The organism is Streptomyces sp. NPDC060035 (assembly GCF_042736635.1).
Taxonomy (GTDB): Bacteria; Actinomycetota; Actinomycetes; order Streptomycetales; family Streptomycetaceae; genus Streptomyces.
The window spans coordinates 157,599-182,139 of sequence record NZ_JBHWVO010000001.1 but is presented as its reverse complement, the minus strand read 5'-3'; the positions used below and the strand labels follow the sequence as shown (position 1 = coordinate 182,139).

The window sequence follows — 24,541 nt, the reverse complement described above, 5'->3', positions numbered from 1 at the left end:
CATGAGACCCACACGCATCATCGGTATCGGCGCCGGACTCGCCGTCGTCGTCGTGGCCGCCACCTCGGGTGTGATGGCGATGGACGAAGCGGGAAGGACGACGGTCACCGCGTATTTCGACCAGGCCACCGGGGTGTACCCCGGATCGGACCTGCGGATCCTGGGCGTGAAGGTCGGCACCGTCGAATCCGTGAAGCCGCGGGGCAAGGAGGTCGCGGTCACCCTGCGGATCGACGAGGGCATCAAGGTCCCCAAGGAGGCCCACGCCGTCGTCGTCGCCCCCAGCCTGGTCGCCGACCGCTACGTCCAGCTCGCGCCCGCGTACAGCGGAGGGGCGCAGATCGAGGACCACGCCGTGCTGCCCGCCGCGAACAACGCGACACCCATCGAGGTCGACCAGCTGTACGAGTCGATCACGGAGCTCTCCACAGCACTTGGCCCGGACGGGGCCAACGCCGACGGAGCGCTGGCCGGACTGCTGGAGACCGGGGCGAAGAACCTCGACGGCAACGGAAAGGCCATCGGGGACTCCATCGAGCAGTTCGGCAAAGCGACGAAGACGCTCGACCGGAGCAGTGGGAACCTCTTCGACACCCTCTCCTACCTGCAGACCTTCACCACGATGCTGAAGGAGAACGACGGCAACGTGCGTGCCGCCGAGCAGCAGCTCAACTCCGTCACCGGATTCCTCGCCGACGACAAGAAGAACCTCAGCGCGGCGCTGAGGGAGCTCGGCAAGGCGCTGGGCCAGGTCAAGGGCTTCATCCAGAAGCACCGCGGCGCACTCAAGGAGAACGTGGACCTCCTGGTGCCGCTCACCCAGACCCTGGTCGACCAGCGCGCCTCGCTCGCGGAGTCCCTCGACACGCTGCCGCTCGCGGCAACCAACGTACTCAACGCCTACGACCCGGCGAACCGCACCCTCAACGGCCGTACGAACCTCAACGAGCTGTCCATGGGCGGCCCGCTCACCGAGGCCGAGGCGGCAGGCCTGGAGGGGCTGGCACCGGTGGACGCCACCCGGCAGAAGGCGCTGCCCGTGCTGCCGCTGCCCGCGATCGGCACCGTCTACGGCACCCCGGGGAAGACCGGGACGGACAAGAAGGAGGAGGCGAACCGATGAGCCGTGCCCTGCGCAGACCCGGAGCCCGCGCGACCACGGGCCTCGCCGCCCTGCTCGCCGTCGGTGTCGGCCTCGCACTCGTCGTCACCGGCGTCGACATGCCCTCGTTCACGGGCATCGACCAGGTACCGCTGCCCGGCGGCGCCGACCTCGGCGACCATCCGTACGAGATCACCGCCGAGTTCGGGGACGTCCTCAGCCTCGCGCCGCAGTCCTCGGTCAAGGTCAACGACGTCGCGGTCGGCAGGGTCACCAAGATCTCCCTCACCCCCGGCGGCTGGACCGCGAGAGTCACGATGCGGGTCAACGGGAAGATCAAGATGCCCGCCAACGCGTACGCCCACCTCGAACAGTCGAGCCTCCTCGGCGAGAAGTACATCCAGCTCTCACCGCCCGCCGCCGGCACGGCCGAGGGCGCACTGGCGGACGGCGACCGGATCCCGCTCACGCGCACCAACCGCAACCCGGAGGTCGAAGAGGTCTTCGGCGCACTGTCGATGCTCCTCAACGGCGGGGGCATCAACCAGCTCAAGACCATCACCACCGAGCTCAACAAGGCGCTGGCCGGACAGGAACCCCAGATCCGTTCGATGCTCAGCCGCGTCGACACGCTCGTCACCAACCTGGACGACCACAAGGAAGACATCACCGAGGCGCTCGACGGCGTCAACCGCCTCGCCGCCACCCTCGCCACCCGCAAACAGGACGTCGGCACCGTACTGACCGGGCTGAGCCCCGGAATGAAGGTCCTGGAGAATCAACGCGGTTCGCTCCTGACCATGCTGCGCTCGCTCGACACGCTCTCCACCGTCGCCGTCGGGACGATCAACAAGAGCAAGGCCGACACGATCGCGGACCTCAAGGCGATCGCCCCCACCCTCCGGGCCCTCGCCGACTCGGGCCAGGACCTGCCCGACTCCCTCCAGGTGCTGCTCACCTACCCGTTCACCGACGAGGTGCTGCGCGGAGTGAAGGGCGACTACCTCAACGTCTACCTGGATGTGACGGCCATGCCCGGTACCCAGATCATTCCGGCGCTCACCCCGGACGGCACCGCGCCACCGGCCCGGCAGGAGGCTGCGCTGCCCCTGCCCCTTCCTTCGATCACGACACCGGGGACGGAGGGCACCAGCCGATGATCACCCTCGCCGTCCGGCTCAAGAACATCGCCTTCCTCATCATCGCGGTACTCGTCCTCGGCTACCTCGGTGTGCGGTACGCCGACCTCGGCCACTACCTCGGCCTGCGCAGCTACTACACCGTGACGGTCCAACTGCCGCAGACCGGCGGCCTGTACACCCACTCCAACGTCTCCTACCGGGGCGTGTCCGTCGGCAGGGTCGGCCCGATCGAACTGACCGACGACGGTGTCGAGGCCGAGCTGCGCATCGAGAACGACGCACCGCGCATCCCGGACAGCCTGGAGGCCGTCGTCGCCAACCTCTCCGCCGTGGGCGAGCAGTACATCGACCTGCGGCCCACCCGTGAGGACGGTCCCTTCCTGGAGAACGGCTCGGTCATCGACCAGGCCGACACGACCATCCCGGCTCCCGTCACCAACGTCCTCACCAGCGTCAACGACCTGACGGCATCCGTCGACGCGGAAGCGCTGCGCACCGTCGTCGACGAATTCGGTGCGGCCTTCAACGGGCGCGGCGACGACCTCCAGGTCCTGCTGGACACAGGCAGCGAGTTCGTCGAAGCGGCGGACGAGGCCCTGCCGACCACCACGAAGCTCATGGCCGACGGCGAGACCGTGCTGCGTACCCAGGCCGAACAGGGCGACGCCCTCAAGGGCTTCGCCTCCGGTGCCGAGGAACTCGCCGCCGAACTCAAGGGATCGGACGGCGACCTGCGCCGGCTGATCTCCAGCGCGCCCGACGCGACCGCGCAGATCAGCGGGCTGCTGCGTGACGTGGAACCCGGCTTCGGCGTCGTCGTCGCCAACCTCCTCACCACCTCCGAGGTCGCCGTCACCCGGCAGCGCGGACTGGAGGAACTCCTGGTGAGAGTCCCCGCGGTCGCCGCGGCGGGAGCGAGTGCGGTCGACGAGGACGGTGCCCGGTTCGGTATGTCGGTCACCTTCTTCGAACCGCTGCCCTGCACCGCCGGATACGGCTCCACGACCTACCGCGAGGGCACCGACCTCTCACCGGCCCCCGCCGTCAACACCAAGGCCCGCTGCGCCTCTTCGCCCGGTACCGGGATCAATGTCCGAGGCAGTGCCAACGCCCCCAGGGGCGGCCCCGTGCCCGTGCCCGTGCCGGCCGTTCCCGGCCCGCTCCTCACCGGAGCCGGCACCGGCAGCGAGGGGGACCGGCTCCCGGGCGCGTTCGGCACCACCGGCGACACGTCGCCGGCGCCCCAGGGCATGGCCGGCCTGCTGGGCCTCGGAGGTGGCCGGTGAACGCCCGGACGAAGAGCCTGAGCGGCTGGGCCGTGCTCCTGGCCGCCGTACTGATCTGCGCGCTCGGCGGCTGGTCGTACGCGCAGGCGCGGGGCGACGACACCCTGTCGTACGCGAAGAGCCGCGACGCCGCACTCGACGACGGGAAGCGGCACCTCACCCGGCTGAACACCATGGACGGCAAGGACGGCACGACCGTCGCCTCGGGGCTCGACGCATGGCTCGCCTCCTCGACGGGGCCGCTGCACGACGGGCTGAGGAGCAGCCGCAAGAAGGACGCGAGCGAACTCGCCAAGTCCGGTGCCACGGCTCGCGGGAAGGTCACCGACGCCGCGCTCACGGCGCTCGACGAACGATCCGGGACCGCCGCAATGATCGCGACCGTCGACGTCGAGGTCACCCCGCGCACCGGGAAGGGCGGCACGGAGCGCAAACGCTTCGAGGCGAGCCTCGCCCGGACCGGCGACGGCTGGAAGGTCAAGGCACTCGAGGCGATACCCGTCGGGAGCGGAACATGAAGCAGACCGGAGGGACCACGGTGCCGATCAGCACCATCGACACCGATCCGGATACGGGTACGGCGGAGCCCGGGGCGGACGAGAGGGCCGCGCCGAACCGCCGGCGTCCGGCCCGCACCGTCGCCGCAGTCCTGGTCGTCGCCCTGCTCGTGGCCGGCGGCGCGTTCTTCGTCGCCGGGCAGCAACTCCGCGACACCCCCGCCACATCCAACCGCGCGCTGACCGACACGGCGGCGACCACCCGGGTCGCGGGCGATGTCAGCAACGCGCTGGGCAAGGTCTTCTCGTACAGCCCGCAGGCCACCGCCGTGACGAAGGAGTCGGCGAAGCAACTGCTGGCAGGCAAGGCGCTCCAGCAGTACGCGGCACTGTTCGGCCAGGTCGAGAAGCAGGCCGCCGACCAGAAGCTGACGCTCACCACCCACGTCGTACGGGCCGGAGTGACCCGGCTCAGCGGCAGCAGCGCCCACCTGCTCGTCTTTCTCGACCAGGTGTACGAGCGCGAGGGGAAGGCCGCCACCACCGCGGCAGCCCAGCTGTCCGTCACCGCCGAACTGCGGGACGGACGCTGGCAGATCGTCGAGATCACCTCCAGGTAGGGGAGAGGCACCGATGGCACGGGTACGGACGACCAGGAATCCGCTGGTGGCGGCAGCGATCGCGCTGACCGCCGTGGCGGCGGTCGCGGCGGGCTGGGGCGGCTGGTCCCGGTACGACGCCGCTCACGACGACTCGGCGGCCTACGCACAGGCCCGCGACGACGCGCTGGCCGCGGGGGAGCAGGCGGTGCAGAACATGAACACGCTCGACCACGCGAAGCTCGACCAGGGTCTCGACAGCTGGGAGGACTCGACGACGGGTGACCTCCACCAGCAACTCGTGGACGGGCGTGACGGGTTCGCCGACCAGATCGAGGCGGCCGGGACCGTCAGCACGGCCGAGGTGATGTCCGGAGCGGTGACCGAGCTGGACGAACGGGCCGGCAAGGCCGGCGTGATGGTCGCGCTGCGGGTCACCGTGACCGCGCCGGAAGGCAAGACCGCGGTGAAGGAGAGCCGGATGCTCGGGCAGCTCACCCGCACCTCCGAGGGATGGAAGCTCAGCGCCCTGGGGCAGGCGCCCGTCGGCAACACCGCCGGCTGACACCGCCGCCCCGCCCCGCACCGCCTTCGAGAGGACCCAAGAGATGTCGACGACCCGTCACCTCGTGAACCGCCGACGCCGGTTGGCCTCCGCCGCGACGGCGACCGCCCCGCCCCGGGGGCCCGTCACCCCTGACCGGCAGCCCGTGGGGAACGGGCCGGCCACGGACGACGCGTCCACGGACGACGCAGCCTCAGGCCCAACGTCCCTGGAGGAAGCGGGCGTTGAGGATTCCGACGCGGATCAGGAGCCCGCGGGGGAGGAGCCCGGGACCAGGCGCAAGCGCCCGCCCCGGCTCCGCATCCGGCTCCCCGCCGTCCTCTGCGCCGCCACCCTGCTCCTCGGCGCCTTCGCTGCCTGGGCGTTCGCCTCGGCCGGCACACTGCGCGAGGACCCGAGCCGGCAGAACACCGCCCTCACCGACATCAGCCGGACCAGCGAGGTGAAGGGCCAGATCACCGAGGCGGTCGGCGCCGTGTTCTCGTACAACTACGCCTCGCCCGCGAAGTCCGACCGGGCGGCACGGACCCATCTGGTCGGCCGGGCGGTGCAGCAGCACAAGGACATGCTCGCCGAGGTACGCGCCCAGGCGCCGAAGCAGAAGCTCGTGCTCACCACGACCGTCACCCAGAGCGGCGTGGAACGGCTCGACGGCGACCGGGCCCGGCTCCTGGTCTTCGCCGACCAGAGCAACACCCGTACCGGCAAGGCGGAAGAAACGACGTACGCGGCGGCCATGTTCGCAGTGGACGCGGTTCGCCGCGGCGACACCTGGCGCATCTCGGCCATCGATACGTTCACCCGGTGACCCGAGGGGAGAGGGAGCACGCATGAGGTTCAACGGAACAATGCGCCGCGGACTCACCGGCACGGCCACGGCCGTTGCCGCCATGGCCGCGCTCACCGCGTCGCAGGCGCCCGGGCTCGTGGGAGGGTCCGACGACAAGCAGGCCGTGGCGGCGGACGACGTCGTCTGGACGCAGGTACCCAGCGACGACAGCTACCACACGGAGCTGCCGCCGCTGACGTCACCCGAGCCGCCGAAGGCCGGCACGAAGCCGAATCCGGTGGTCGTCCGTGCCTGGGCCGAAGCAGGCATCCCGGCGACGGTCTTCTCCGCGTACCGCACGTCCGAAAGATCGCTCGGCCGCACCGACCCCGGCTGCCGGCTCCCCTGGCAGTTGCTGGCGGCGATCGGCAAGGTCGAGTCGGGGCAGGCGCGCGGGGGACAGGTCGACGCCGGGGGCACCACGTTCTCCCCGATACTCGGCCCCGTCCTCAACGGTGCGGGCTTCGCCGACATCCCGGACACGGACGGCGGTGCGTACGACGGCGACACCCGGTACGACCGGGCCGTCGGACCGATGCAGTTCATCCCGTCCACCTGGGCGCACTGGGGGAGGGACGGCAACGGCGACGGGCGCAAAAACCCCCACAACATCTTCGACGCCGCGCTCGCCGCCGGGCACTACCTCTGTGCGGGGACGCGCAATCTGTCGGTGCAGCGCGACCTCGACCGGGCGATCCTCAGCTACAACCACTCGGACACCTATCTGCGCACGGTGCTGTCCTGGCTCGATTTCTACCGCAAGGGCACCCACCCGGTGGCCGACGGCAGCGGTGTGATCCCCAGGAGCCCCGGAGCGGGCGGCCCGATCCGTCCCGAGGCCCCGGTCGGCGGCCCGGGCGGCCCACCCGGTGGCGGCGGCATCGTCGTCGGTCCGCAGCCCACCCGTACACCCGGTCCCTCGACCTCGCCCGGCCCCTCACCCTCGGACTCCGGCACCCCGGATCCGAGTGGCTCCCCGACGGACCCGGGGCCCAGCCCCGACCCGACCGACACCGGCCCCACGGACCCGACCACGGACCCCGACCCCAGCACGTCACCCGACCCGACCACGGACCCCGGTACCTCGCCGGACCCGGACCCCAGCACCTCTCAGCCGGGCTGCCCGACGGAGTCCGCGGAGCCCGGCCCGTCGCCCACCACGACGCCGTCGGACGCCCCCACCGACGATCCCTGCGCCACTCCCGCCGCCTGATCCGTCATCCGGCCGGAAGCACCTCGGCCAGGTCGTACCGCACCACTTCCTCCAGCTGCCCGTAGGTGCAGCCGGCGGGGGTGCGGTCCGGCCGCCACCGCCGGAACTGGGTGGTGTGGCGGAAACGGTCGCCCTCCATGTGGTCGTAGGCCACCTCGCAGACCCGCTCGGGGCTGAGGGCCACCCAGGACAGGTCCTTCTTGCCCGACCAGCGGCTCGGCGCCCCGGGCAGTCGTGACCCCTCGTGCGCGGCCGCGTCCGTCCAGGCCGCCCAGGGGTGCTCGCCGGGATCGATCCGCAGGGGTTCCAGCTCCTCGACGAGTTCGGCGCGCCGCTTCATCGGGAAGGCCGCACAGACCCCGACGTGCTGGAGCACACCCTCGGAGTCGAACAGGCCCAGCAGCAGGGAGCCGACCACAGGGCCGCTCTTGTGGAAGCGGTAGCCCGCCACCACGCAGTCGGCGGTCCGTGCGTGCTTGATCTTGTACATCGCACGCGCGTCGGGCCGGTACGGCAGGTCGAGCGGTTTGGCGACCACACCGTCGAGCCCCGCGCCCTCGTACCGTTCGAACCACTCCTGGGCGACGGCGGGATCCGTCGTGGCCGGAGCGAGATGGACGGGAGCCGACGCACCGGAGAGCGCCGTCTCCAGCAGGGCCCGCCGTTCGGTCTGCACCGTGCTCAGCAGGGACCGGTCGTCCAGGGCGAGGATGTCGAAGGCCACCAGACTGGACGGCGTCTGCTCGGCCAGCATCCGCACCCGCGAATCGGCCGGATGGATGCGTTCGCTCAGCCGGTCGAAGTCCAGCCGCCCTCCGTACGCCACCACGATCTCCCCGTCGATCACACAGCGTTGCGGGAGATTCTCCCGCAACGCCGCGACCAGCTCGGGGAAGTAGCGGGTGAGCGGCTTTCCGGTCCGGCTGCCGATCACCACCTCGTCGCCGTCCCGGTGCACGATCGCCCGGAAGCCGTCCCACTTCGCCTCGTACTGCATACCCGGCGGAATGGCGGTCACGGACTTGGCGAGCATCGGTTTCACAGGAGGCATCACCGGCAGGTCCATGGCCCGATTCTGGACCGTCGCGCAGAACGTGTCTCCCGATATGCGGCATATGTGGGCCCGGCCTACGGTGGCCGACATGGGAGCAGCGGTGGAGCTGGAAGCAGACGGGCGGGCCGTACGGCTGTCCAACCCGGACAAGGTGTACTTCCCCGAGAAGGGCTACACCAAGAGGGACGTGGCCGAGTACTTCCTGGCCGTGGGACCCGGGATCCTCCGCGCCCTGCGCGAGCGGCCGACCACCCTCCAGCGCTTCGTCGACGGTGTGGAGGGCGACTTCTTCTACCAGAAGCGTGCACCCAAGAACCTCCCCGACTGGACGCCCACCGCCCGGATCGAGTTCCCGAGCGGCCGTCACGCCGACGAGATGTGCCCCACCGAGCTCGGGGCCGTCCTCTGGGCGGCCAACCTGGGCACCCTGACCTTCCACCCCTGGCCCGTGCGCAGGGCCGACACCGACCACCCCGACGAGCTGCGCATCGACCTCGACCCGCAGCCCGGCACCGATTACGCCGATGCGGTGAGGGCCGCCCACGAACTGCGGTCCGTCCTCGACGACCACGGTCTGCGCGGCTGGCCCAAGACCTCCGGCGGGCGTGGCATCCACGTCTTCGTGCCCATCGTGCCCGAGTGGACCTTCACCCAGGTCCGGCGTGCCGCCATCGCCGTGGGGCGGGAACTCGAACGCCGTATGCCGGACCGGGTGACCACCGCCTGGTGGAAGGAGGAGCGCGGCGAGCGGATCTTCGTCGACTACAACCAGACGGCCCGCGACCGGACCATCGCCTCCGCCTACTCCGTACGCCCCCGCCCGCATGCCCCGGTCTCCGCTCCGCTGCGCTGGGAGGAGATCGACGACGCCGAGCCGCGCGACTTCGACATCAGGACCATGCCCGTGCGGTACGCCGATGTGGGCGACCTGCACGCGGACATGGACGACCACGCCTTCCGGCTCGACCGGCTGCTGGAGCTGGCCACGCGCGACGAGCACGAGCACAAGCTCGGCGATCTGCCCTATCCGCCGGAGTACCCGAAGATGCCCGGTGAACCGAAGCGGGTGCAGCCCAGCCGTGCCCGGCACGACGACGGCAACGAGGCATGAACGCCGGACAGACGGCTGAGCACGGAGCGCACGGCAGGCCCCCGACACGGCGCGAGAAATGGGAAGCGTACAAGCAGTCGCCGTACTTCCCCGCGCTGGTCCTGCTCTTCATCCTGGCCGCCGCGGCGGGACTCTTCGCCGGCTCGTACACCTACGCGATGGCCAACCCGACCCCGCACCGGATCCCGGCCGCCGTGCTCAGCGGCGCCGACGTCGCGCGCGGCAAGGCGTTCGTCGCCGGCATGGAGAAGGCGCTCGACACCTCCCTGGAACTGCACAGGTACGGGACTCCGGCCGAGGCCCGCCAGGCGCTGGAGGAGCAGAGGGTCTTCGTGATCCTGCGGACGGCCGGCAGCGGGGTGGCGATGGACGTCGCCGCGGCGTCCGGCGCCACCGTCGCGGAACTGCTGGGCGAGACCGGGGTGAAGGTCGCGGACACCCTCGGCATCCCGCTCACGGTCACGGACATCAAACCCCTGCAGAGGGGTGACCCGCGCGGGCTGGCCCTCTTCTACATCTCGCTCGCCGCCGTCATCATCGGCTTCGTCGGGGCGATCCAGCTCAGCGTGCACGCCCGCGAGCTGATCCCGCTGGAGCGCATCGCGTTCACCCTGGGGTACGCGCTCCTCGGCGGCTTCGCCATCGCGGCCGTCGTGGACTGGGGACTGGGCGCAGTGGATCTGCCGTTCGTCCAGTCCTGGCTGATCCTGTCGTTCACGATGTTCACCTCGGGCATGGTCTTCACCATGTTCAACACCCTCATGGGGCGCTGGGCGATGATCCCCACCTGGGGTGTCATGGTGCTGCTCGGCAATCCCTCGTCGGGCGGCGCGGTGTCCTGGCCGCTGCTGCCCTCGCTGCTCGGGCACATCGGACGCTGGCTGCCGCCGGGCGCCTCGGTCAACGCCCAGCACACGGCTGTCTACTACCAGGGCCACCAGTTCGTCTTCCCGTATCTGGTGCTCGCGGCCTGGTCGCTGGTGTCCTGCACCGTGTTCTGGGTGTGGCGCCACCGGCACCCCGGAGGCCGCGGTCACATGCCTGAGCATGCGGCCGCGGCCTCCTGAGTGCTCCCCGGTGCTACAGCTCCTGGATGCGGATGTCGCGGTAGGAGATGACGTCCGTGGTGCTGTGGACCTGGAGCCCGATGTAACCGGTGCTGTACCGCCGGCCGTCGGTACCCGGGTCGTCGCCCCGCGGCGGCTCGAAGAGCTGACCGCCGTTGTTGTCGAACTCGTTCAGCAGGACACCGTTGCGGTAGACCGAGTAGTGCTGGTCCACCACCCGGATCTCGTAGTCGTTCCAGGTGCCCTTGGGTGTGACCCCGGCGCCGCCGAGGCCCACGCGGTCGAAGCCGTAGACGGATCCGGTCTTGTACATGTCGCCGTCGGGACGGTCGTTGACCTGGATCTCATGGCCGTACTTGATGGCGACCCATTCCGGTCGCGACTCCTCCGGGTGGTCATGGACGTCCGGGAAGCGGACGAACACTCCGCCGTTGGCGTTGCCCGCCCCGGGAGCGTCGTCACGCCACTGGAGCTTCAGCGAGAAGTCGCCGTACTGCCGGGCCGGGAACCACAGCATTCCCATTCCGTCCACCGAGGTGGAGCTGGTGATGGAACCCTCCTCCGCGTTGAGCCCGAACTTCCCGCCGCCGACGTGCTGCCACGTGGCGAGGGACTCCGCGGTGCCGTCGAACAGCTTGCGGTAGCCCTCGACCTGGCCCGGCTTGCCGATGCCGGACTGCTTGGCCGCCCTGTAGATCTTCCTGTGCTCACGGGCGTCGATCGCACCGTCGGCGAGCAGCTTGTCGAGGACCTTGTCGACGTGCTTGAGGAACAGCGCGTGCGAGGACCAGTCCTTCTCGTCCTCGATCAGCTCGTTGATCGTGCAGCGGTTGCCGGTGACCCGGTTGGGGACACCTGTGTCGACCGTGCCGACGATGACGGTGAGCCGCTCGTCGAACTCAGGACAGTTCGGCGCCGGGACACCGCCGCTCTCCGCGATGGTGAACGACGCCTGCTCGGCCTCGGAGGTGTTGCCCGCCTTGTCCGTCGCCCGGTGGGCGAAGGTGTGATAGCCGACCCGGTCCACGATGACGGGCGCGGTGTACGCGAGGTACGGGCCCCCGTCCAGGGAGTACTCGGTCCTCTCCACACCCGAGTCGGCGTCGGTGGCGGTGACCGTGGCCCTGGCGCTGGTGATGAACGCGCCGTCCGAGTTCTTGTCGCCCGTGACCGCCACGGAGGTCTCCGGCGGTGTCCGATCCTGCGACGGGGGTTCGACGACGGTGAAGTCGGCCGACTTCTCGGCGGCCACGTTGCCGGACTTGTCGGTGGCGCGGTAGCGAACGGTGTGCGTCCCCACCTCGTGCACCATCACGGGGGCGGTGTACGCCTGCCAGGCACCGTCCGCCCCGATCGCGTACTCGATGGTGTTGACGCCGGACCCGGTGTCGGACGCGGTCACGGTGACCGTGGCCATGCCCAGGTAGGCGCCCGCGTCGTCCTTCTCGCCCGAGACTGTGGCAGAGGTCTCCGGCGGAGTCCTGTCGTCCGTGGGCGGTGCGGCGACCGCGAAGTCGGCTGACTTCTCGGCGGCCACGTTGCCCGACTTGTCGGTGGCGCGGTAGCGGACCTTGTGCGTCCCCACCTCGTCGACCACGACGGGCGTCGTGTACGGCTGCCAGGCGCCGTCGGCCCCTACCGCGTACTCGACGGTGTCCACTCCCGAACCCGCGTCGGTCGCCGCCACGGTGACGGTGGCCTGACCGATGTACGCGCCGTCGGCGTTCCTGTCGCCGTCGACCTTCGCGGAGGTCTCGGGTGCGGTGGTGTCCTCACCGCCGCCGTCCTCGGTCACGGTGAGGATGCCCTGCATCGATCCGTGGCCGGGAATGGTGCAGTGGTAGAAGTACCGGCCGGGTGTGAGCGTGACCTCGACGCTGTGCTTGCCGCCCGCGCTGTCGCTCGGGTTGGCCAGGATGTTCAACGGGACGTCGTTGTTGAACTCCACGTCCGACACACTGAAGGTCAGGGTGTGCGGCATGCCCGTCGTGTTGCCGGTGGCCGTGCTGTTCTCGAAGACGATCGTCGCCTTGCCGGCCACTGCGGTCGTGGGAGCCGACAGGTAGTGGTCGATGGGGTCGCCCGCGGTCCAGGTGAGGACCTGGTCGGCCGCGGCCGCCGGACGGTTGTCCGACCGCCCGTACGCGGCCGTCGACGTCAGCCCCAGGACCATCAGGAACGAGCCCAGCAGGGCCAGCCACAACCGGGCGGGTCCGTAGCGCTGTCGCGCGAGGAGTGAACGGTGTCTCACTGCGCTGCCGCCTTCCTGGCAAGGTCGGAGGCGGCCGGGGTCGGCCCGCCGCCCTTGTACGTCACGCGCCACAGCGCGGACTTGGAGTCGGAGGTGAAGAAGCCGCGCCCGTAGTCCAGGACGTAGAGCGAACCGTCCGGCGCGAACTTCCAGTCCATGAGATTGCGGATACCCTCCGCACCGACCGGAATGATCTTCTTGAGGGACTCGGCGTGCGTGGGGGTGCCGCCCTTGCCGACCGTCTTCGGGTCGGTGAGCACGGCGTGCCGCGGCTGGGTGTCGTCGTAGAAGTCACCGACGAACCACTTGCCGTCCCAGTACGAGGGCCACTTGGCCTCGCTCGTGCTCGCCGCGTCGTAGCGGTACACCGGGCCGTTCATCGTGGCCTGGCCGCCGCCCTTGAGCCAGGGCAGGAGCTGCTTCTGGTCCTCCACCTTGTAGCTCGGGATGCCGTTGGCGTCGCGCGGGTAGTCCACGCCGCCGCCCTGGGGCGAGTACCAGATGGTGTTGGACGTGATCGGCGGCAGATTCACCAGGCCGTTGTTGTTCGGCGACTCGTTCTTGGGGGCGTCGCAGTCGTACCAGCCCAGCGGCTTGGAGGGATCCGGCAGATTGCGGTCCCGGTAGGGCTGCTTGTTGCCCATGCAGTACGGCCAGCCGTGGTTGCCGGCCTTGGTGATGGCGGCGAACGTGTCGTACTTGGCCGGGCCCCAGGTGGTGCTGGGGGCGCCGGCGTCCGGGCCGACCCAGCCCGCGTACAGCGTGTCGGTCGCCTTGTCGACGGAGATCCGGGCCGGGTTGCGTACACCCATCACGTAGATCTCGCCGCGGGTCTTGCCGCCGCCCTCGTCCGGCTCCTTGCCGGTGAAGAGGTTGCCCTCCGGCAGGGTGTAGGTGCCGTCGTCCTCGGGGTGGATCCGCAGGATCTTCCCGTTGAGGTTGTTCGTGTTGCCCGCGGTGCGGCGGGCATCGGCGAACGAGACGCCCTTGTAGTTCGGCTCGGGGTTGTTTCCGGAGTAACCGCCGCTGAAACCGGAGGAGTTGTTGTCACCGGTGGCGATGTAGAGGTTCTCCTTCGAGTCCCAGGCCAGGCCGCCACCCGCGTGGCAGCAGCTGTGGATCTGGACCGGCCAGTGCAGCAGCACCTTCTCGGAGGCCAGGTCCAGCTTGTTCGTGGCGGGGTCGAAGGTGAAGCGGGAGACCTGGCGTACCGCCATCTGCTTGTCGCGGTCGATCTTCGCGTGCGGTGTGTAGTGCAGATACACCCAGCCGTTGGCCGCGAAGTCCGGGTCCAGTTCGATGCCGAGCAGGCCCTCCTCGACCTTGACCAGTTCGTCGCCGCCGCCCTTGTTCCCGAAGACGGTCAGTCTGCCCGCGAGTGTGACCTGCTTCGTCGCCGGGTCGTAGACGTGGATCTCGCCCTGGCCCTTGCCGATGTCCGGGTTGTTCCAGTCCGTGACGACCGGCTGGTCACCGTCGGCGCCACCACGCCCGATGTAGAAGACCCGCCCGTCCTTGGCGGTGACGAGGCCGTGCGGCTCGCCGATCTGGTCGTTCTGGCCGGGCTGGTTGGGCCGGGTGAGGCGCTCGGCCGTGTAGTTGGCGTCGATGCTCGCCCTGCAGTCCGCCTGGGAGATGCGGCTCGTCCAGGCCAGCGCACCCCGCAGATGGTCGCGGAAGTCCGTCTCGGCGAAGCTGCTGACCGTACCGCCCATGCCCGTGTAGAAGGACCGGCCGCCGTCGTAGTCACGGCACCAGGAGACCGGGTGGTCCCAGCCGTTGGCGCTCGCGCCGGGCGTGTACGTGATCTCGCGGACGCGGGCCACGGTGTGCACGTCGCCGGACGGATTGTCCTTCCAGTTCAGCCACGTGTCGGGGCGCTTCCACTCCAGCGGGAGGTTCTTCGTCGCCGGGTGCTGCCGGTCCCCGATCTCGACCGTGGCACGCTGGACGTTCGCCGGGCTGTCCGCCGAGGGGCGGGCGCCCACCAGGCCGGTGAACCAGTCGGAGTACGGCTCGGTGCGCGCCGCGTCATGGATGCCGAGGAAGCCGCCGCCCGCCTCCATGTACGCCTCGAGACCCGCCTCCTGCTCCGGGTCGAGGACATCGCCGCCGCCGGTCAGGAAGACGACCGCGTTGTACTTGGCGAGCTGCTTGCCGTTGGTGAAGACCCCCGCGTCGTCGGTGGCGACGGTCTTGAAGCGCCCGGCCGTCGGGCCACTGAGGCCGATCTTCTCGATGGCCGCGATCCCCGCGTCCACGGTCGGCGACTCCTCGCCCGCCGAGGCGTGGAAGACCAACACCTTGACGTCGGCCCCGCCCGGCGGCGAGGGAAGGGACAACGTTGTCGCCACCCGTTCCTTCAGTCCCGGGTCCGGGTAGGGCACGGCGCCGGCTGCGCTGCCGCCCAGCAGGGACGCGGTCAGTGCGCCGGCCGCCACGGCTGCCGCAAGGCCGCGTCGCGATCTGGACCTGTGATGTGGTGTGCGCTGCATGTGGTCACCCACCCCTCTCTGGTCACTTCTCTGGTCACTGCAACTCTGTGGTCACTCCAACAGCGCATGAAGCTATTCCTCTTTTCGCGACTCGCCAATAGGTATGGCAGCATTCGAACTAACTTTGTCCTGAGTGTGGATAAACGCGGTTCCCGCGGCTACGGTGTGGGCCGTCCCGGGGAACAGTGCGTCAGTTTCCGTATCGCAGTGGGGAGTTCGACATGGACCGAAGGACCTTCAACCGGCGGATGCTGGTGGGCGGCGGTGTGGCGGCGGCGACCGGGGTGACATCGATGTCGCTCGGCGCGGTGCAGGCGAGTTCGGCGGAGAACCCGCCGAGGACCGCTCCGGCGGGAGGAGCGGTCCGGCATCTCAAGCTGTACGCCGAGAAACTGGCGGACGGCTCGTTGGGATACGGCTTCGAGAAGGGCAAGGCGTCGATCCCCGGACCGCTCATCGAGATCACCGAGGGCGACACCCTGCACATCGAGTTCGAGAACACCACGGACATGGATGCCAGCCTCCACGTCCACGGCGTCGACTACGACATCGCCAGCGACGGCACCCGCCTGAACCGGAGCCATGTCGAACCGGGCGGCACCCGTACGTACACCTGGCGCACCCACGCCCCGGGCCGCAGGAAGGACGGCACCTGGCAGGCGGGCAGCGCGGGCTACTGGCACTACCACGACCATGTCGTCGGCACGGATCACGGCACGGGCGGCATCCGCAAGGGGCTCTACGGGCCCGTCGTCGTCCGGCGCGAGGGAGACGTCCTGCCGGACAAGACGATCGCGATCGTCTTCAACGACATGACGATCAACAACAAGGCCGCCCACGACAGCCCGAACTTCGAGGCCACGGTGGGCGACCGGGTCGAGGTCGTGATGATCACGCACGGCGAGTACTACCACACGTTCCACATCCACGGGCATCGCTGGGCGGACAACAGAACCGGGCTGCTCACCGGCCCCCACGACCCCAGCAGGGTCATCGACACGAAGATCTGCGGACCCGCCGACTCGTTCGGCTTCCAGATCATCGCGGGCGAACACGTGGGGGCGGGCGCCTGGATGTACCACTGCCACGTCCAGAGCCACTCCGACAGGGGAATGGCCGGACTGCTCCTGGTCGCCAAGGCGGACGGCACGGTCCCCGGCTACGACCCGCCGCACCACGCGGCCGGCGCGGCGGACGCCCACACGCACTGAGCCGACAGCCTCACACCGTCAGCCGCCGCTGCTCCTCCTCGACGATGCGCCGGGCGAGCGCCCCGTCCGACACATCGACGGCATCGGGCGTCGCCTCGGCGACATCGCTGCGCCGTGCGTACGCGTCGAAGAGGCGGTCCTTGCGCGCAAGGATCTCCAGCATGCGCTGGTCGACGCTGTCGGCCGCGAGCAGCCGGTGCACCTGGACCGTCCGTATCTGCCCCATGCGGTGGGCCCGGGCCACGGCCTGGTGCTCCATCGTGGGCTTGATCTGCGGTTCGCACAGGATGACCACCGAGGCCGCCTGCATGTTCAGCCCTACGCCGCCGGCCTGGATCTGGCTCAGCAGGACGGCATGCCCGTCCGCCGCGCCGAACGCGTCGACCAGTTCCTGCCGGCGCGCGGCCGGCTGGCTCCCGGAGACCGGACCGAGCACACCACTGCCCAGAGCTTCCCTGACAGTCCGGAGCACTTCGCGGAAGTACGAGAACACGACGACCTTGAGCCCGTTGTCCTCGGCCTCCGTGACCAGCTCGCACAGCCGATTCAGCTTCGCCGACGTCTCCGGGCGGGCGTACGCGGCACGGCGCATCCGCATGAAGTGCCCGGCGGCGACCGCCTCGCGGTACGCCTCGAGATCGCCGTCGGAGAACTCCTCCCACTCGTCGGCCTGGACCAGCGCGGGGAGTTCGCTCAGGACATCCTCCTGATTCCGCCGCAGGTAGGCGGGAGCGACAGCCCTGCGGAAGGCGTGCGAACCGGCGACGCCGTGCGTGGTCGTCACGGACGGCGCCAGTTCGGGCCGCAGTTGGCGCACGAGGCTCCGGAACTCCTCCACCCGGTTCTCCATGGGGGTGCCGGTGAGGAACAGAACCCGTTCGGTGTGCCCCGTCCAGCCGGTCACGGCACGGGAGCGCCGGGTGGCGGGATTCTTCACGAAGTGCGCCTCGTCGACCACCACCATGCCGGGCCGGATCCCGCAGGCCGGTCCCTCGGGCAGGGTGTGCAGCGCGTCGAACGTGGTCAGGGCGACGCCGCCCTTCTCGCGCCACTCGGCGAACGCGTCCTGCCGCTCGGGGCCGTGTACCGGCACGGCCCGCAGAGTGGAACGGGCACGGATCTCCCGGCTCCAGTTGATCAGCACGCTCGCCGGGCACACCACCAGGAAGTGGGTCTCGTCCCGCGCTGCGAGATGGGCCAGCACCGCGATGGCCTGCACCGTCTTGCCGAGCCCCATCTCGTCCCCGAGGATCACCCGCTTCTGGGCGAGGGCGAAGCGTGCACCGAAGGACTGGTAGCCGCGCAGCGACACCCGAAGATGTGTGTCGTCGAGTCGCAGCCCGCGCACCCGGTCCGCGATTCCGGTCGGCAGGAAACCCTCGGCGGCGTCCCGGTCGGGTCCGGCGGCGGACATCTCTGCGAGCAGGCTGTAGTACTCGGCCGACCGCAGCTCGAAATCGACCCATGCCTCGGCCTCGGACGCAGGTCCGCGCAGCAGATCGACGGACACCTGTCCGAACAGCAGTGGGAGTCCGCGCGTGGCCGCCTCGTCCACGGCGGTCCGTACGGAGGTGACGGCGGCCAGCACCTCTGCACGGGCCGCCCGTCCCGTGAACAGCATGCGCAGCCGGCTGCGCGCCGGTGCGGCTGCCGCGAGCGACGGTTCCAGCTCCGTGACGAGCCGCCGGGCGGCGGTCGTCGCCCGGCGCACGTCGGGACCCGCCTCGACGAGCCGGTGCAGGGCGATGAGCAGCGCGGTTGTGGCCGCGTCCGAGGCGTCCACGTCTATCCGTACGGCGACGGTGTCCCGGACCGCGTGCGCGATCTGCCGTGTGGCTGCTAGGGCCCGGTCCGCCGTCTGCGCCCCGACGCCGGGGATCTGGCGGAGCTCGTATCGCCCGGTTTCGTGTACCTGGCCCACCGTCAGATAACCGGCCTGTTCCAGCGCGCCGAGCCGCAGCCGGCCCTCGGTGACTTCCCCGAGCCGGGCGAGGGGGATGCCGGCCAGCTCCCGGTCCACGAGGGAGTCGAGAAGGGGGGTCAGTGCGATGCGTGCGGTATCGACGGCCCGGAGGTGGTCGTCCAGGACCGCGCGGGCCGTGCTGAGGAGCCGGTCCGCGTCCTCGATCAGCTCACGGGCGGCTCTTCCCGTGGGCGCGTCAGCACCCGTGGGTCCGGCCTGTGTCATGTACGTCCTTCTGTCCCGCAGCCCCTCCGTGACCGAGCGCCCGTCGCCTTCCCGGGCGGGTCCCATCGTCGCACGGGCACGGGGCGGCGTTGCCCATCACGGGGCGGGCGGCCTGCGCTCGGCCGGCGTCAACAGCAGGACCTCCAGCGCGCGCGCACAGGACCGGGCCTGATCCAGGAACCAGTCCGTCCGTTCGTCCGTGATCACGGACGGCGTGGCGCGCACGGCGAGCGCGAAGCGCGCGTAGCCGGCGCCGTCCAGCACGGGGACGGCCAGGGTGCGCACCCCGAGCGCCGACTCACCGTCGTTGAGCGCGTACGCCTCGGTCCGTACGCGTGCCAACTCGGCCTGCAACAACACGGGTTCCACGATCGTACGGTCGGTGAAGGCGCGCAGGGGCGGGAGTGCGGCCGGTCCGCTCTCGCCCGGCCGGGCCCAGGCCAGCAGGACCTTGCCCAGGGCCGTCGAGTGCAGCGGCCTGCGCAGCCCCGTATGCGGAGTGACCGAGCCGCCCGCGACGATCACGGCGTGCGGGCCGCTGCGCAGCGCCAGGTCGGCCGTCGCCCCCGTGCGCTCGGCCAGGTCGGTCAGCTCGGGGGCGGCCAGATGGAGCCCCCGCTGGTGGTACGAGAGCCGGCCCAGTTCGGTCACCGCGGGGCCCAGCCGGTAGCGCGACGTGCGCGCGTCCTGTTCCAAAAAGGCGGCGCCGAGGAGGGTACGGGCCAGGCGGTGGGCTGTGGAGACGGAAAGCTCCAGTCGCCGGGCAAGGTCGGAGGCGCTCAGATCGGGGCCGTTGTCGTGGAAGCAGTGCAGGACGTCCAGCGCACGCAGCACTGCCTGAGCTCCGCCGGGTGCGCGCCCCGCAGCGGCCTCGGTCATGTCGTCTCGCTTTCCGCTCGCGAAGGGGGAAGGGACCCACATGGTTGCCACATTACGGGAGCGAAGAGGGTGCCGAACGCGGTCATGAAACACTCTGTTCATAACCAATCCCACATGATGGGAAGACAGTTGTGAGCGAAGGCCGGCCCGTGGCAGGCTGCAGCCCTCACCACCGGCGAACGGAAAGGAGCAGTGCCATGGCAGGCCCCCGCGCCACCACTCCGGGCACCACCGCTCCGGTCCTGCTCGCCCTCACGCTGCGCCGTCACATCGACCTGGCGCGCGTCTCCAGCGCTGCCTGTCGCTGACCACCTCAGCTCCTCAGCTCCCTTCGCCGACGCTCCCCGCCGACCGGCAGACCGCTCTCCCGCCCCGCCGCATCCGGTGTTCCTTCCGGAGCGCGCCCCGCGGTGCCGCGGCCCGCGCCGGTGCCGGACGCCGTGCCCGCGCGCCCTCCTGCTTCGCCGATCCTCCGGGAAGAATCCATGACGCATTCCGCCGTCCTGCCCAGGACCCTCTGGTTCACCCGCTGTCCCGTACCCACCGCGACCGGCATAGCTGCCGACCGGCACTGGTTCAGCGACGAGTTCGCCTCCGACGGCATCACCGTGCGCTCCCTCCAGGACGCCGGCCCCGACGCCGACCGTGCCGCCCACTTCACCCACGCCCTGCCGGGACTGTTCCGCGAGGGCGGCAACGTGCCTGCCCTGTGGGCCCGTTCGCGAGGTGAGCGGACCCGGCTGATCGGTCTGACCTGGATCGAGGAACGCCAGGCCGTACTGATCGCTCCCGGATCCGGGATCAGGGGTGCCGAGGCCCTGCGCGGACTGCGGCTTGCGGTGCCCTCCCACAGCCTCGCCATCGACTTCTGGCGGGCCATGGCGCTCCGCGGATTCGAAGGCGCTCTCGGCTCCGCCGGTCTGACCCTGGACGACGCCGAGCTCATCGACGTGCCCGCCGGCACCCACGAAGGCCAGTGGGCCGCCGAACTCGACTCGCTGCGGCGCGGCGACGTGGACGCGGTGTACGTCAAGGGAGCTCTCGCCGTCGAGGCAGCCCGCAGGACAGGGGCCGAGGTCGCTGTGGAACTTGACGAGCTGCCCGACCGCCGGTTCCGCGTCAACAACGGAACGCCCCGCCCCATCACGGTCCACCAGCAGTTGCTGGACGACCACCCCGAGCTCGTCGACCGCTTCCTCGCCGTCCTGCTCAGAGCGGCCGACTGGGCCACCGGACAGCCCGCCGAAGTCGACCGCATCCTCGGCGCCGAGACCGGAGCGGGCGCCGACGGAGTTGCGGGCGCCTACCGCCCCGGTACCCATCTCACCCTGCACCCCGACCTGTCGGCCGAGCGACTTGCCCTGCTCGCCGAGCAGGAGACCGCGCTGCGCGCCCACGGCTTCCTCCCGGAGCCGGTGGACATCGCGGCGTGGGCCGACCCCGCGCCACTGCGCCGGGCCGCCGCACTCGCCCGGCTCCACCCCGTCCCCACGTCCATCCCCGAACCCCGAGGACCACTGTCACCATGAACCCGCACCGACCAGTCCGTACAGCCATCGCGCCCGCACTGCTCACGGCCACCGCCCTTCTCGCCCTCAGCGCCTGCGGTACGTCCGAGGCCGACAGCGGATCCGGCGTCGCGAGCACCGTCACCGTGCGCATTCCCGACCCCGGCAACTCCGGAGTCCTCGCCGTCGGCAAGAAGGACGGCAGCCTCGACAAGGCCCTCGGCAAAGTCGGCGCCAGGGTGCAGTGGACCGGCAGTGCGGGCCCCTTCGCGCCCGCCGCCCAGGCCATGAACGCCGACCAGCTCGACTTCGCCACCGGCTCCATCACCTCGGGTGTCACCTCGCTCTCCCAGCGCCCCGGCTTCAAGTTCTTCACCGCCGTCGACCCCGACGCGGCGGGCGAGGGAATCCTTGTCCGCAACGGTTCGGGCATCGGTTCCGTCGCCGATCTCGTGGGGAAGAAGGTCGCCGTCAACCAGGGCGGCACCGGGGAGTACCTGCTGCTCAAGGCGCTCGCCAAGGCGGGCATCCCGGCCGGCAAGGTGGAGCGGGTCTATCTGCGTCCCGACCAGACCGCCGCCGTGTTCAACTCGGGCAAGGTCGACGCCTGGGCCGTCTGGGCCACCTACGCCGTGGCCGAGATCGGCAGCGGCAAGGCCCACTTCGTCGCCGACGGCGCCGCCATCGGCTCCGACAACTACAGTCTGAACGCGGTGCGTACGGGCTTCGCCGACAAGCACCCCGAGATCGTCAAGGCGCTCTACGGGTACCTCCACGACGCCAGCGCCCGCCAGAAGAAGGATCCCGCCGCCTATCTGAACGTCTTCACCGATGTCGGCCCCACCGCCGTCACCGGCAAGGCCGAGGAGGTGCAGACCGGGATCATCGCCAAGGGCGGCACGGTCGACCCGATCGGCCCGGAGGACATCGCACGCTTCGAGGCCGTCGCCGCCTTCTACGCGGAGCAGAAGGTCACCAAGGGACAGGTCGATGTCGCGGCGCACCTTCTCGACATCGAGAAGCTGACGTGAGCGCGGTCTCCGAGGCGGCCGCCACCGAGGGCCTGGTCGTCCCCCGACCCCAACTCCGTACACCGCGCAGCCGTTCCTTCGCCCTGACCGTCCGCGCGCTGGGACCGGTGGCTCTGCTCGTCCTGTGGTGGGTGGCCTCGGCCACCGGTGTGCTCACCCCCGACGTGCTGGCGTCGCCCGCGCAAGTGCTGCGAGCGGTCGGGGAGCTGTGGGGGAACGGACAGCTGCCCGACGCGCTCACCACCTCCCTGACCCGGTCCGGGATCGGCCTGCTCCTCGGGCTCGCCGCCGGGCTGGTCCTCGGTATCACCACCGGATTCACCCGGCTCGGCGACGAGCTCCTCGACTCCTCGCTCCAGACCCTGCGCACCATCCCCTTCCTCGCGCTGGTCCCGCTCTTCATGGTCTGGTTCGGGATCAACGAGACCGCCAAGATCCTGCTCATCGCCGTCGCCACCACGTTCCCGATGTACGTGTCCACGTCGAGCGGCGTGCGCAACACCGACCCCAAACTCGTCGAGGCCATGCGCAGCTTCGGGATGAGCCGGCTCGCCATCGTGCGGGAGGTCGTCCTGCCCGGAGCCCTGCCGTCCCTCCTCGCCGGACTGCGTCTGTCCATGACGCTCAGTGTGATCGCCCTCATCGCCGCCGAGGAGATCAACGCCACCGCGGGCATCGGATACCTGATGTCGCAGGCCCAGAGCTACGCCCGCACCGACATCCTCGCCGTCTGCATCCTGATCTACGGCCTCCTGGGCCTGTCCGCGGACATCCTCGTACGGCTGCTGGAGCGCGTCCTGATGCCCTGGCGGTCCCCGCAGGGAGGGACACGATGACCGACGGAACACAGCGACCAGCCGTACGGGTACGCGGACTGCGCCGGGTCTTCGGTACCCGGGCCGTGCTCGACGATCTCCGGCTCGACATCGCCCGGGGTGAGTTCGTCGCCCTGCTGGGTGCCAGCGGCAGCGGCAAGACCACCCTGCTCCGCATCCTGGGCGCACTGGACGGCGCCGACGGGGGAGAGGTGCTCGTCCCCGAGGTCCGCACCATCGTCTTCCAGGAGCCCCGCCTCGTACCGTCCAAGAAGGTCCTCGCCAATGTGACCGTCGCCCTGCCGCGCAGCCGCTCCGCGCACGGGCTCAGGGCCCTGGCCGAAGTCGGCCTGGAACGGCACGCCGACGCCTGGCCCGGCACGCTCTCCGGCGGCGAGGCCCAGCGCGTGGCGCTCGCCCGGGCGCTGGTGCGGGAGCCCGAACTGCTCCTGCTGGACGAGCCGTTCGCGGCGCTGGACGCCCTGACCCGGCTGAAGATGCAGGATCTGGTGGGGGAGCTGTGCCGCAAGCACCGCCCCGCCGTCCTCCTGGTCACCCACGATGTCGACGAGGCGGTACGGCTCGCGGACCGCGTCGCCGTGCTCCGCGACGGGAGGCTCGTCACCGACGAGACCGTCGACGTCGACCGGCCGCGGGACCCCGGCGATCCCGCGTTCGCGGCACTGCGCCGCCGGCTGCTGAACGACCTCGGGGTCGACGCCGCCCCCGCCGCTCCACCGCTCTCCCCCTCGCCGTCACCTTCCCCCGCCCCTGCCGAAGTCGGAGTGATCTGAATGACCATCACCATCGGTGTCCACAGCAGCAATCCGTCCCTCTTCCACCTGTACCACCTCTCCCGCCTCGGCATCGCCCAGGAGGAGCTGGCCGCTCTCGGCGAGACGGTCGCCTTCCACCCGTACACCAACGGAGTCCGCACCGGCGAGCTCCTCACCCAGGGCGTCATCGACTTCGGCGGCACAGGCTCCACCCCACCGGTCACCGCCCAGGCAGCGGGCCACGATCTCGTCTACACCGCCGTGTCCGCCCCGCGCCCGGACCACGGCGCGGTCCTCGTCCCCGTGGACAGCCCGGTCCGCACGGTCGCCGACCTCAGGGGCGCGACCGTCCACCTCGCGATCGGATCCTGGCAGACCCATCTGATCGCCAAGGCACTGGACGACGCCGGACTCTCGTACGCCGACGACATCACCGCGGTCCGCAGTACCGACGACAGCGAACAGCTGCTGCGTTCCGGGGCCATCGCCGCATGGGTCGCCCAGGGACCCCAGCTGGCGGCCGCGCGCAGGATCGGCGGACTGCGCACCCTCGTCGCCACCGGCGACGTGATCACCGACCGGTCCGTCTTCTTCACCCGGCGCGAGCTCGCCGAGAGCCGGCCGGAGATCATCGAGGCGCTCACCCGCGCACTCCGGCGTGCGGACGACTGGGCGGCGGCCAACCCCCGTGCCGCTGCCGAGATCGCCGCCGCTGACCTGGGCGGGAGCGCCGACGACTGGGAGACCGCTCTGCGCGCCCTGCCGTGGAGGATCGAGGCCGTGAGCGACGCGTTCATCGCCGAACAGCAGGACGCCGCGGACATCTTCCACCGCACCGGATTCATCGAGCGACCGGTCAGTGTCGCCACCGCCCGGGCACACGCGGCCACCGCTGCCTCCGGCCCGAAGGCGGCCTGAGCGG

General features: G+C 70.5%; 22 protein-coding genes. 17 read left to right on the top strand and 5 right to left on the bottom strand.

Annotation, left to right across the window (positions count from 1 at the left end; translation table 11 throughout):
- The first annotated feature begins 1 nt into the window (after position 1).
- Genes ACFWBQ_RS00840 through ACFWBQ_RS00805 form a run of 8 tightly spaced genes read left to right on the top strand, consistent with a single transcriptional unit; the run spans position 2 to position 7,233 of the window.
- Complete coding sequence (locus ACFWBQ_RS00840) at positions 2-1,123, top strand: MCE family protein (protein ID WP_385482492.1); 1,122 nt, start codon at positions 2-4, stop codon at positions 1,121-1,123.
- Entirely contained in the window at positions 1,120-2,262 is a 1,143-nt protein-coding gene (locus ACFWBQ_RS00835) for an MCE family protein (RefSeq protein WP_385482490.1), read from the top strand. Before ACFWBQ_RS00840 ends, ACFWBQ_RS00835 begins: the two co-directional genes overlap by 4 nt.
- Entirely contained in the window at positions 2,259-3,530 is a 1,272-nt protein-coding gene (locus ACFWBQ_RS00830) for an MCE family protein (RefSeq protein ID WP_385482487.1), read from the top strand. The genes ACFWBQ_RS00835 and ACFWBQ_RS00830 overlap by 4 nt, the downstream gene beginning before the upstream one ends.
- Entirely contained in the window at positions 3,527-4,048 is a 522-nt protein-coding gene (locus ACFWBQ_RS00825; protein ID WP_385482484.1) for a hypothetical protein, read from the top strand. Before ACFWBQ_RS00830 ends, ACFWBQ_RS00825 begins: the two co-directional genes overlap by 4 nt.
- On the top strand, positions 4,045-4,647 hold the full coding sequence (locus ACFWBQ_RS00820) for a hypothetical protein (protein WP_385482481.1): 603 nt from the start codon (positions 4,045-4,047) through the stop codon (positions 4,645-4,647). The genes ACFWBQ_RS00825 and ACFWBQ_RS00820 overlap by 4 nt, the downstream gene beginning before the upstream one ends.
- Before the next feature lie 13 nt (positions 4,648-4,660).
- Positions 4,661-5,191: a nuclear transport factor 2 family protein gene (locus ACFWBQ_RS00815; protein WP_385482478.1), complete on the top strand. Its 531-nt coding sequence runs from the start codon at positions 4,661-4,663 to the stop codon at positions 5,189-5,191.
- A 43-nt stretch (positions 5,192-5,234) separates the two neighbouring features.
- The gene (locus ACFWBQ_RS00810) at positions 5,235-5,999 is read left to right on the top strand and encodes a hypothetical protein (protein WP_385482475.1); all 765 of its coding nucleotides are present in this window, start codon (positions 5,235-5,237) and stop codon (positions 5,997-5,999) included.
- Positions 6,000-6,021: 22 nt separating this feature from the next.
- The gene (locus ACFWBQ_RS00805) at positions 6,022-7,233 is read left to right on the top strand and encodes a lytic transglycosylase domain-containing protein (protein WP_385482472.1); all 1,212 of its coding nucleotides are present in this window, start codon (positions 6,022-6,024) and stop codon (positions 7,231-7,233) included.
- 4 nt (positions 7,234-7,237) lie between these two features.
- Here the strand turns inward: ACFWBQ_RS00805 and ACFWBQ_RS00800 are convergent, their stop codons facing one another.
- Positions 7,238-8,299, bottom strand: a complete 1,062-nt coding sequence (locus ACFWBQ_RS00800) for an ATP-dependent DNA ligase (RefSeq protein ID WP_385482469.1) — start codon at positions 8,297-8,299, stop codon at positions 7,238-7,240.
- 88 nt (positions 8,300-8,387) lie between these two features.
- Between ACFWBQ_RS00800 and ligD the strand changes: the two genes are divergently transcribed.
- Positions 8,388-9,398: a non-homologous end-joining DNA ligase gene (gene ligD, locus ACFWBQ_RS00795; RefSeq protein ID WP_385483126.1), complete on the top strand. Its 1,011-nt coding sequence runs from the start codon at positions 8,388-8,390 to the stop codon at positions 9,396-9,398.
- Positions 9,395-10,465, top strand: coding sequence for an ABC transporter permease (locus tag ACFWBQ_RS00790; RefSeq protein ID WP_385482467.1), 1,071 nt, complete (start codon positions 9,395-9,397; stop codon positions 10,463-10,465). The genes ligD and ACFWBQ_RS00790 overlap by 4 nt, the downstream gene beginning before the upstream one ends.
- A gap of 13 nt (positions 10,466-10,478) precedes the next feature.
- On the opposite strand, the gene ACFWBQ_RS00785 is transcribed toward ACFWBQ_RS00790, so the two are convergent.
- Together ACFWBQ_RS00785 and ACFWBQ_RS00780 are read right to left on the bottom strand one after the other, a co-directional pair.
- Positions 10,479-12,716: an OmpL47-type beta-barrel domain-containing protein gene (locus ACFWBQ_RS00785; RefSeq protein WP_385482464.1), complete on the bottom strand. Its 2,238-nt coding sequence runs from the start codon at positions 12,714-12,716 to the stop codon at positions 10,479-10,481.
- A complete protein-coding gene (locus tag ACFWBQ_RS00780; protein WP_385482461.1) occupies positions 12,713-15,211 on the bottom strand; it encodes a ThuA domain-containing protein in 2,499 nt (832 codons plus the stop codon). Before ACFWBQ_RS00780 ends, ACFWBQ_RS00785 begins: the two co-directional genes overlap by 4 nt.
- A gap of 221 nt (positions 15,212-15,432) precedes the next feature.
- Between ACFWBQ_RS00780 and ACFWBQ_RS00775 the strand changes: the two genes are divergently transcribed.
- Entirely contained in the window at positions 15,433-16,422 is a 990-nt protein-coding gene (locus ACFWBQ_RS00775; protein WP_385482458.1) for a multicopper oxidase domain-containing protein, read from the top strand.
- A 10-nt stretch (positions 16,423-16,432) separates the two neighbouring features.
- Here the strand turns inward: ACFWBQ_RS00775 and ACFWBQ_RS00770 are convergent, their stop codons facing one another.
- Positions 16,433-18,610: a DEAD/DEAH box helicase gene (locus tag ACFWBQ_RS00770; RefSeq protein ID WP_385482455.1), complete on the bottom strand. Its 2,178-nt coding sequence runs from the start codon at positions 18,608-18,610 to the stop codon at positions 16,433-16,435.
- Between the two features lie 96 nt (positions 18,611-18,706).
- Positions 18,707-19,489, bottom strand: a complete 783-nt coding sequence (locus ACFWBQ_RS00765) for an IclR family transcriptional regulator (protein WP_385482452.1) — start codon at positions 19,487-19,489, stop codon at positions 18,707-18,709.
- A gap of 197 nt (positions 19,490-19,686) precedes the next feature.
- Here ACFWBQ_RS00765 and ACFWBQ_RS00760 point away from each other — a divergent pair, with 197 nt between their 5' ends.
- The 6 genes from ACFWBQ_RS00760 (at position 19,687) to ACFWBQ_RS00735 (ending at position 24,537) form a co-directional block, all read left to right on the top strand.
- Positions 19,687-19,797 carry a putative leader peptide gene (locus tag ACFWBQ_RS00760; RefSeq protein WP_385482449.1) on the top strand — a complete coding sequence of 37 codons (111 nt, stop codon included), beginning with the start codon at positions 19,687-19,689 and terminating at the stop codon, positions 19,795-19,797.
- A 177-nt stretch (positions 19,798-19,974) separates the two neighbouring features.
- The gene (locus ACFWBQ_RS00755) at positions 19,975-21,018 is read left to right on the top strand and encodes an ABC transporter substrate-binding protein (protein ID WP_385482447.1); all 1,044 of its coding nucleotides are present in this window, start codon (positions 19,975-19,977) and stop codon (positions 21,016-21,018) included.
- Positions 21,015-22,028, top strand: coding sequence for an NrtA/SsuA/CpmA family ABC transporter substrate-binding protein (locus ACFWBQ_RS00750; protein ID WP_385482445.1), 1,014 nt, complete (start codon positions 21,015-21,017; stop codon positions 22,026-22,028). Before ACFWBQ_RS00755 ends, ACFWBQ_RS00750 begins: the two co-directional genes overlap by 4 nt.
- Positions 22,025-22,864 (top strand): ABC transporter permease, encoded by an 840-nt coding sequence (locus ACFWBQ_RS00745; RefSeq protein WP_385482442.1) that lies wholly within the window; start codon positions 22,025-22,027, stop codon positions 22,862-22,864. Before ACFWBQ_RS00750 ends, ACFWBQ_RS00745 begins: the two co-directional genes overlap by 4 nt.
- Positions 22,861-23,637, top strand: coding sequence for an ABC transporter ATP-binding protein (locus ACFWBQ_RS00740; RefSeq protein WP_385482439.1), 777 nt, complete (start codon positions 22,861-22,863; stop codon positions 23,635-23,637). The genes ACFWBQ_RS00745 and ACFWBQ_RS00740 overlap by 4 nt, the downstream gene beginning before the upstream one ends.
- Positions 23,638-24,537 (top strand): ABC transporter substrate-binding protein, encoded by a 900-nt coding sequence (locus ACFWBQ_RS00735; RefSeq protein WP_385482437.1) that lies wholly within the window; start codon positions 23,638-23,640, stop codon positions 24,535-24,537.
- Positions 24,538-24,541 lie beyond the last annotated feature (4 nt).

Coding starts and splice junctions, on each gene's coding strand:
- ACFWBQ_RS00840 (WP_385482492.1), top strand. CDS start 2: ATGAGACCCACACGCATCATCGGTATCGGCGCCGGACTCGCCGTCGTC.
- ACFWBQ_RS00835 (WP_385482490.1), top strand. CDS start 1,120: ATGAGCCGTGCCCTGCGCAGACCCGGAGCCCGCGCGACCACGGGCCTC.
- ACFWBQ_RS00830 (WP_385482487.1), top strand. CDS start 2,259: ATGATCACCCTCGCCGTCCGGCTCAAGAACATCGCCTTCCTCATCATC.
- ACFWBQ_RS00820 (WP_385482481.1), top strand. CDS start 4,045: ATGAAGCAGACCGGAGGGACCACGGTGCCGATCAGCACCATCGACACC.
- ACFWBQ_RS00815 (WP_385482478.1), top strand. CDS start 4,661: ATGGCACGGGTACGGACGACCAGGAATCCGCTGGTGGCGGCAGCGATC.
- ACFWBQ_RS00810 (WP_385482475.1), top strand. CDS start 5,235: ATGTCGACGACCCGTCACCTCGTGAACCGCCGACGCCGGTTGGCCTCC.
- ACFWBQ_RS00805 (WP_385482472.1), top strand. CDS start 6,022: ATGAGGTTCAACGGAACAATGCGCCGCGGACTCACCGGCACGGCCACG.
- ACFWBQ_RS00800 (WP_385482469.1), bottom strand. CDS start 8,299: ATGGACCTGCCGGTGATGCCTCCTGTGAAACCGATGCTCGCCAAGTCC.
- ACFWBQ_RS00790 (WP_385482467.1), top strand. CDS start 9,395: ATGAACGCCGGACAGACGGCTGAGCACGGAGCGCACGGCAGGCCCCCG.
- ACFWBQ_RS00780 (WP_385482461.1), bottom strand. CDS start 15,211: ATGCAGCGCACACCACATCACAGGTCCAGATCGCGACGCGGCCTTGCG.
- ACFWBQ_RS00775 (WP_385482458.1), top strand. CDS start 15,433: ATGGACCGAAGGACCTTCAACCGGCGGATGCTGGTGGGCGGCGGTGTG.
- ACFWBQ_RS00770 (WP_385482455.1), bottom strand. CDS start 18,610: ATGACACAGGCCGGACCCACGGGTGCTGACGCGCCCACGGGAAGAGCC.
- ACFWBQ_RS00765 (WP_385482452.1), bottom strand. CDS start 19,489: ATGACCGAGGCCGCTGCGGGGCGCGCACCCGGCGGAGCTCAGGCAGTG.
- ACFWBQ_RS00760 (WP_385482449.1), top strand. CDS start 19,687: ATGGCAGGCCCCCGCGCCACCACTCCGGGCACCACCGCTCCGGTCCTG.
- ACFWBQ_RS00755 (WP_385482447.1), top strand. CDS start 19,975: ATGACGCATTCCGCCGTCCTGCCCAGGACCCTCTGGTTCACCCGCTGT.
- ACFWBQ_RS00750 (WP_385482445.1), top strand. CDS start 21,015: ATGAACCCGCACCGACCAGTCCGTACAGCCATCGCGCCCGCACTGCTC.
- ACFWBQ_RS00740 (WP_385482439.1), top strand. CDS start 22,861: ATGACCGACGGAACACAGCGACCAGCCGTACGGGTACGCGGACTGCGC.
- ACFWBQ_RS00735 (WP_385482437.1), top strand. CDS start 23,638: ATGACCATCACCATCGGTGTCCACAGCAGCAATCCGTCCCTCTTCCAC.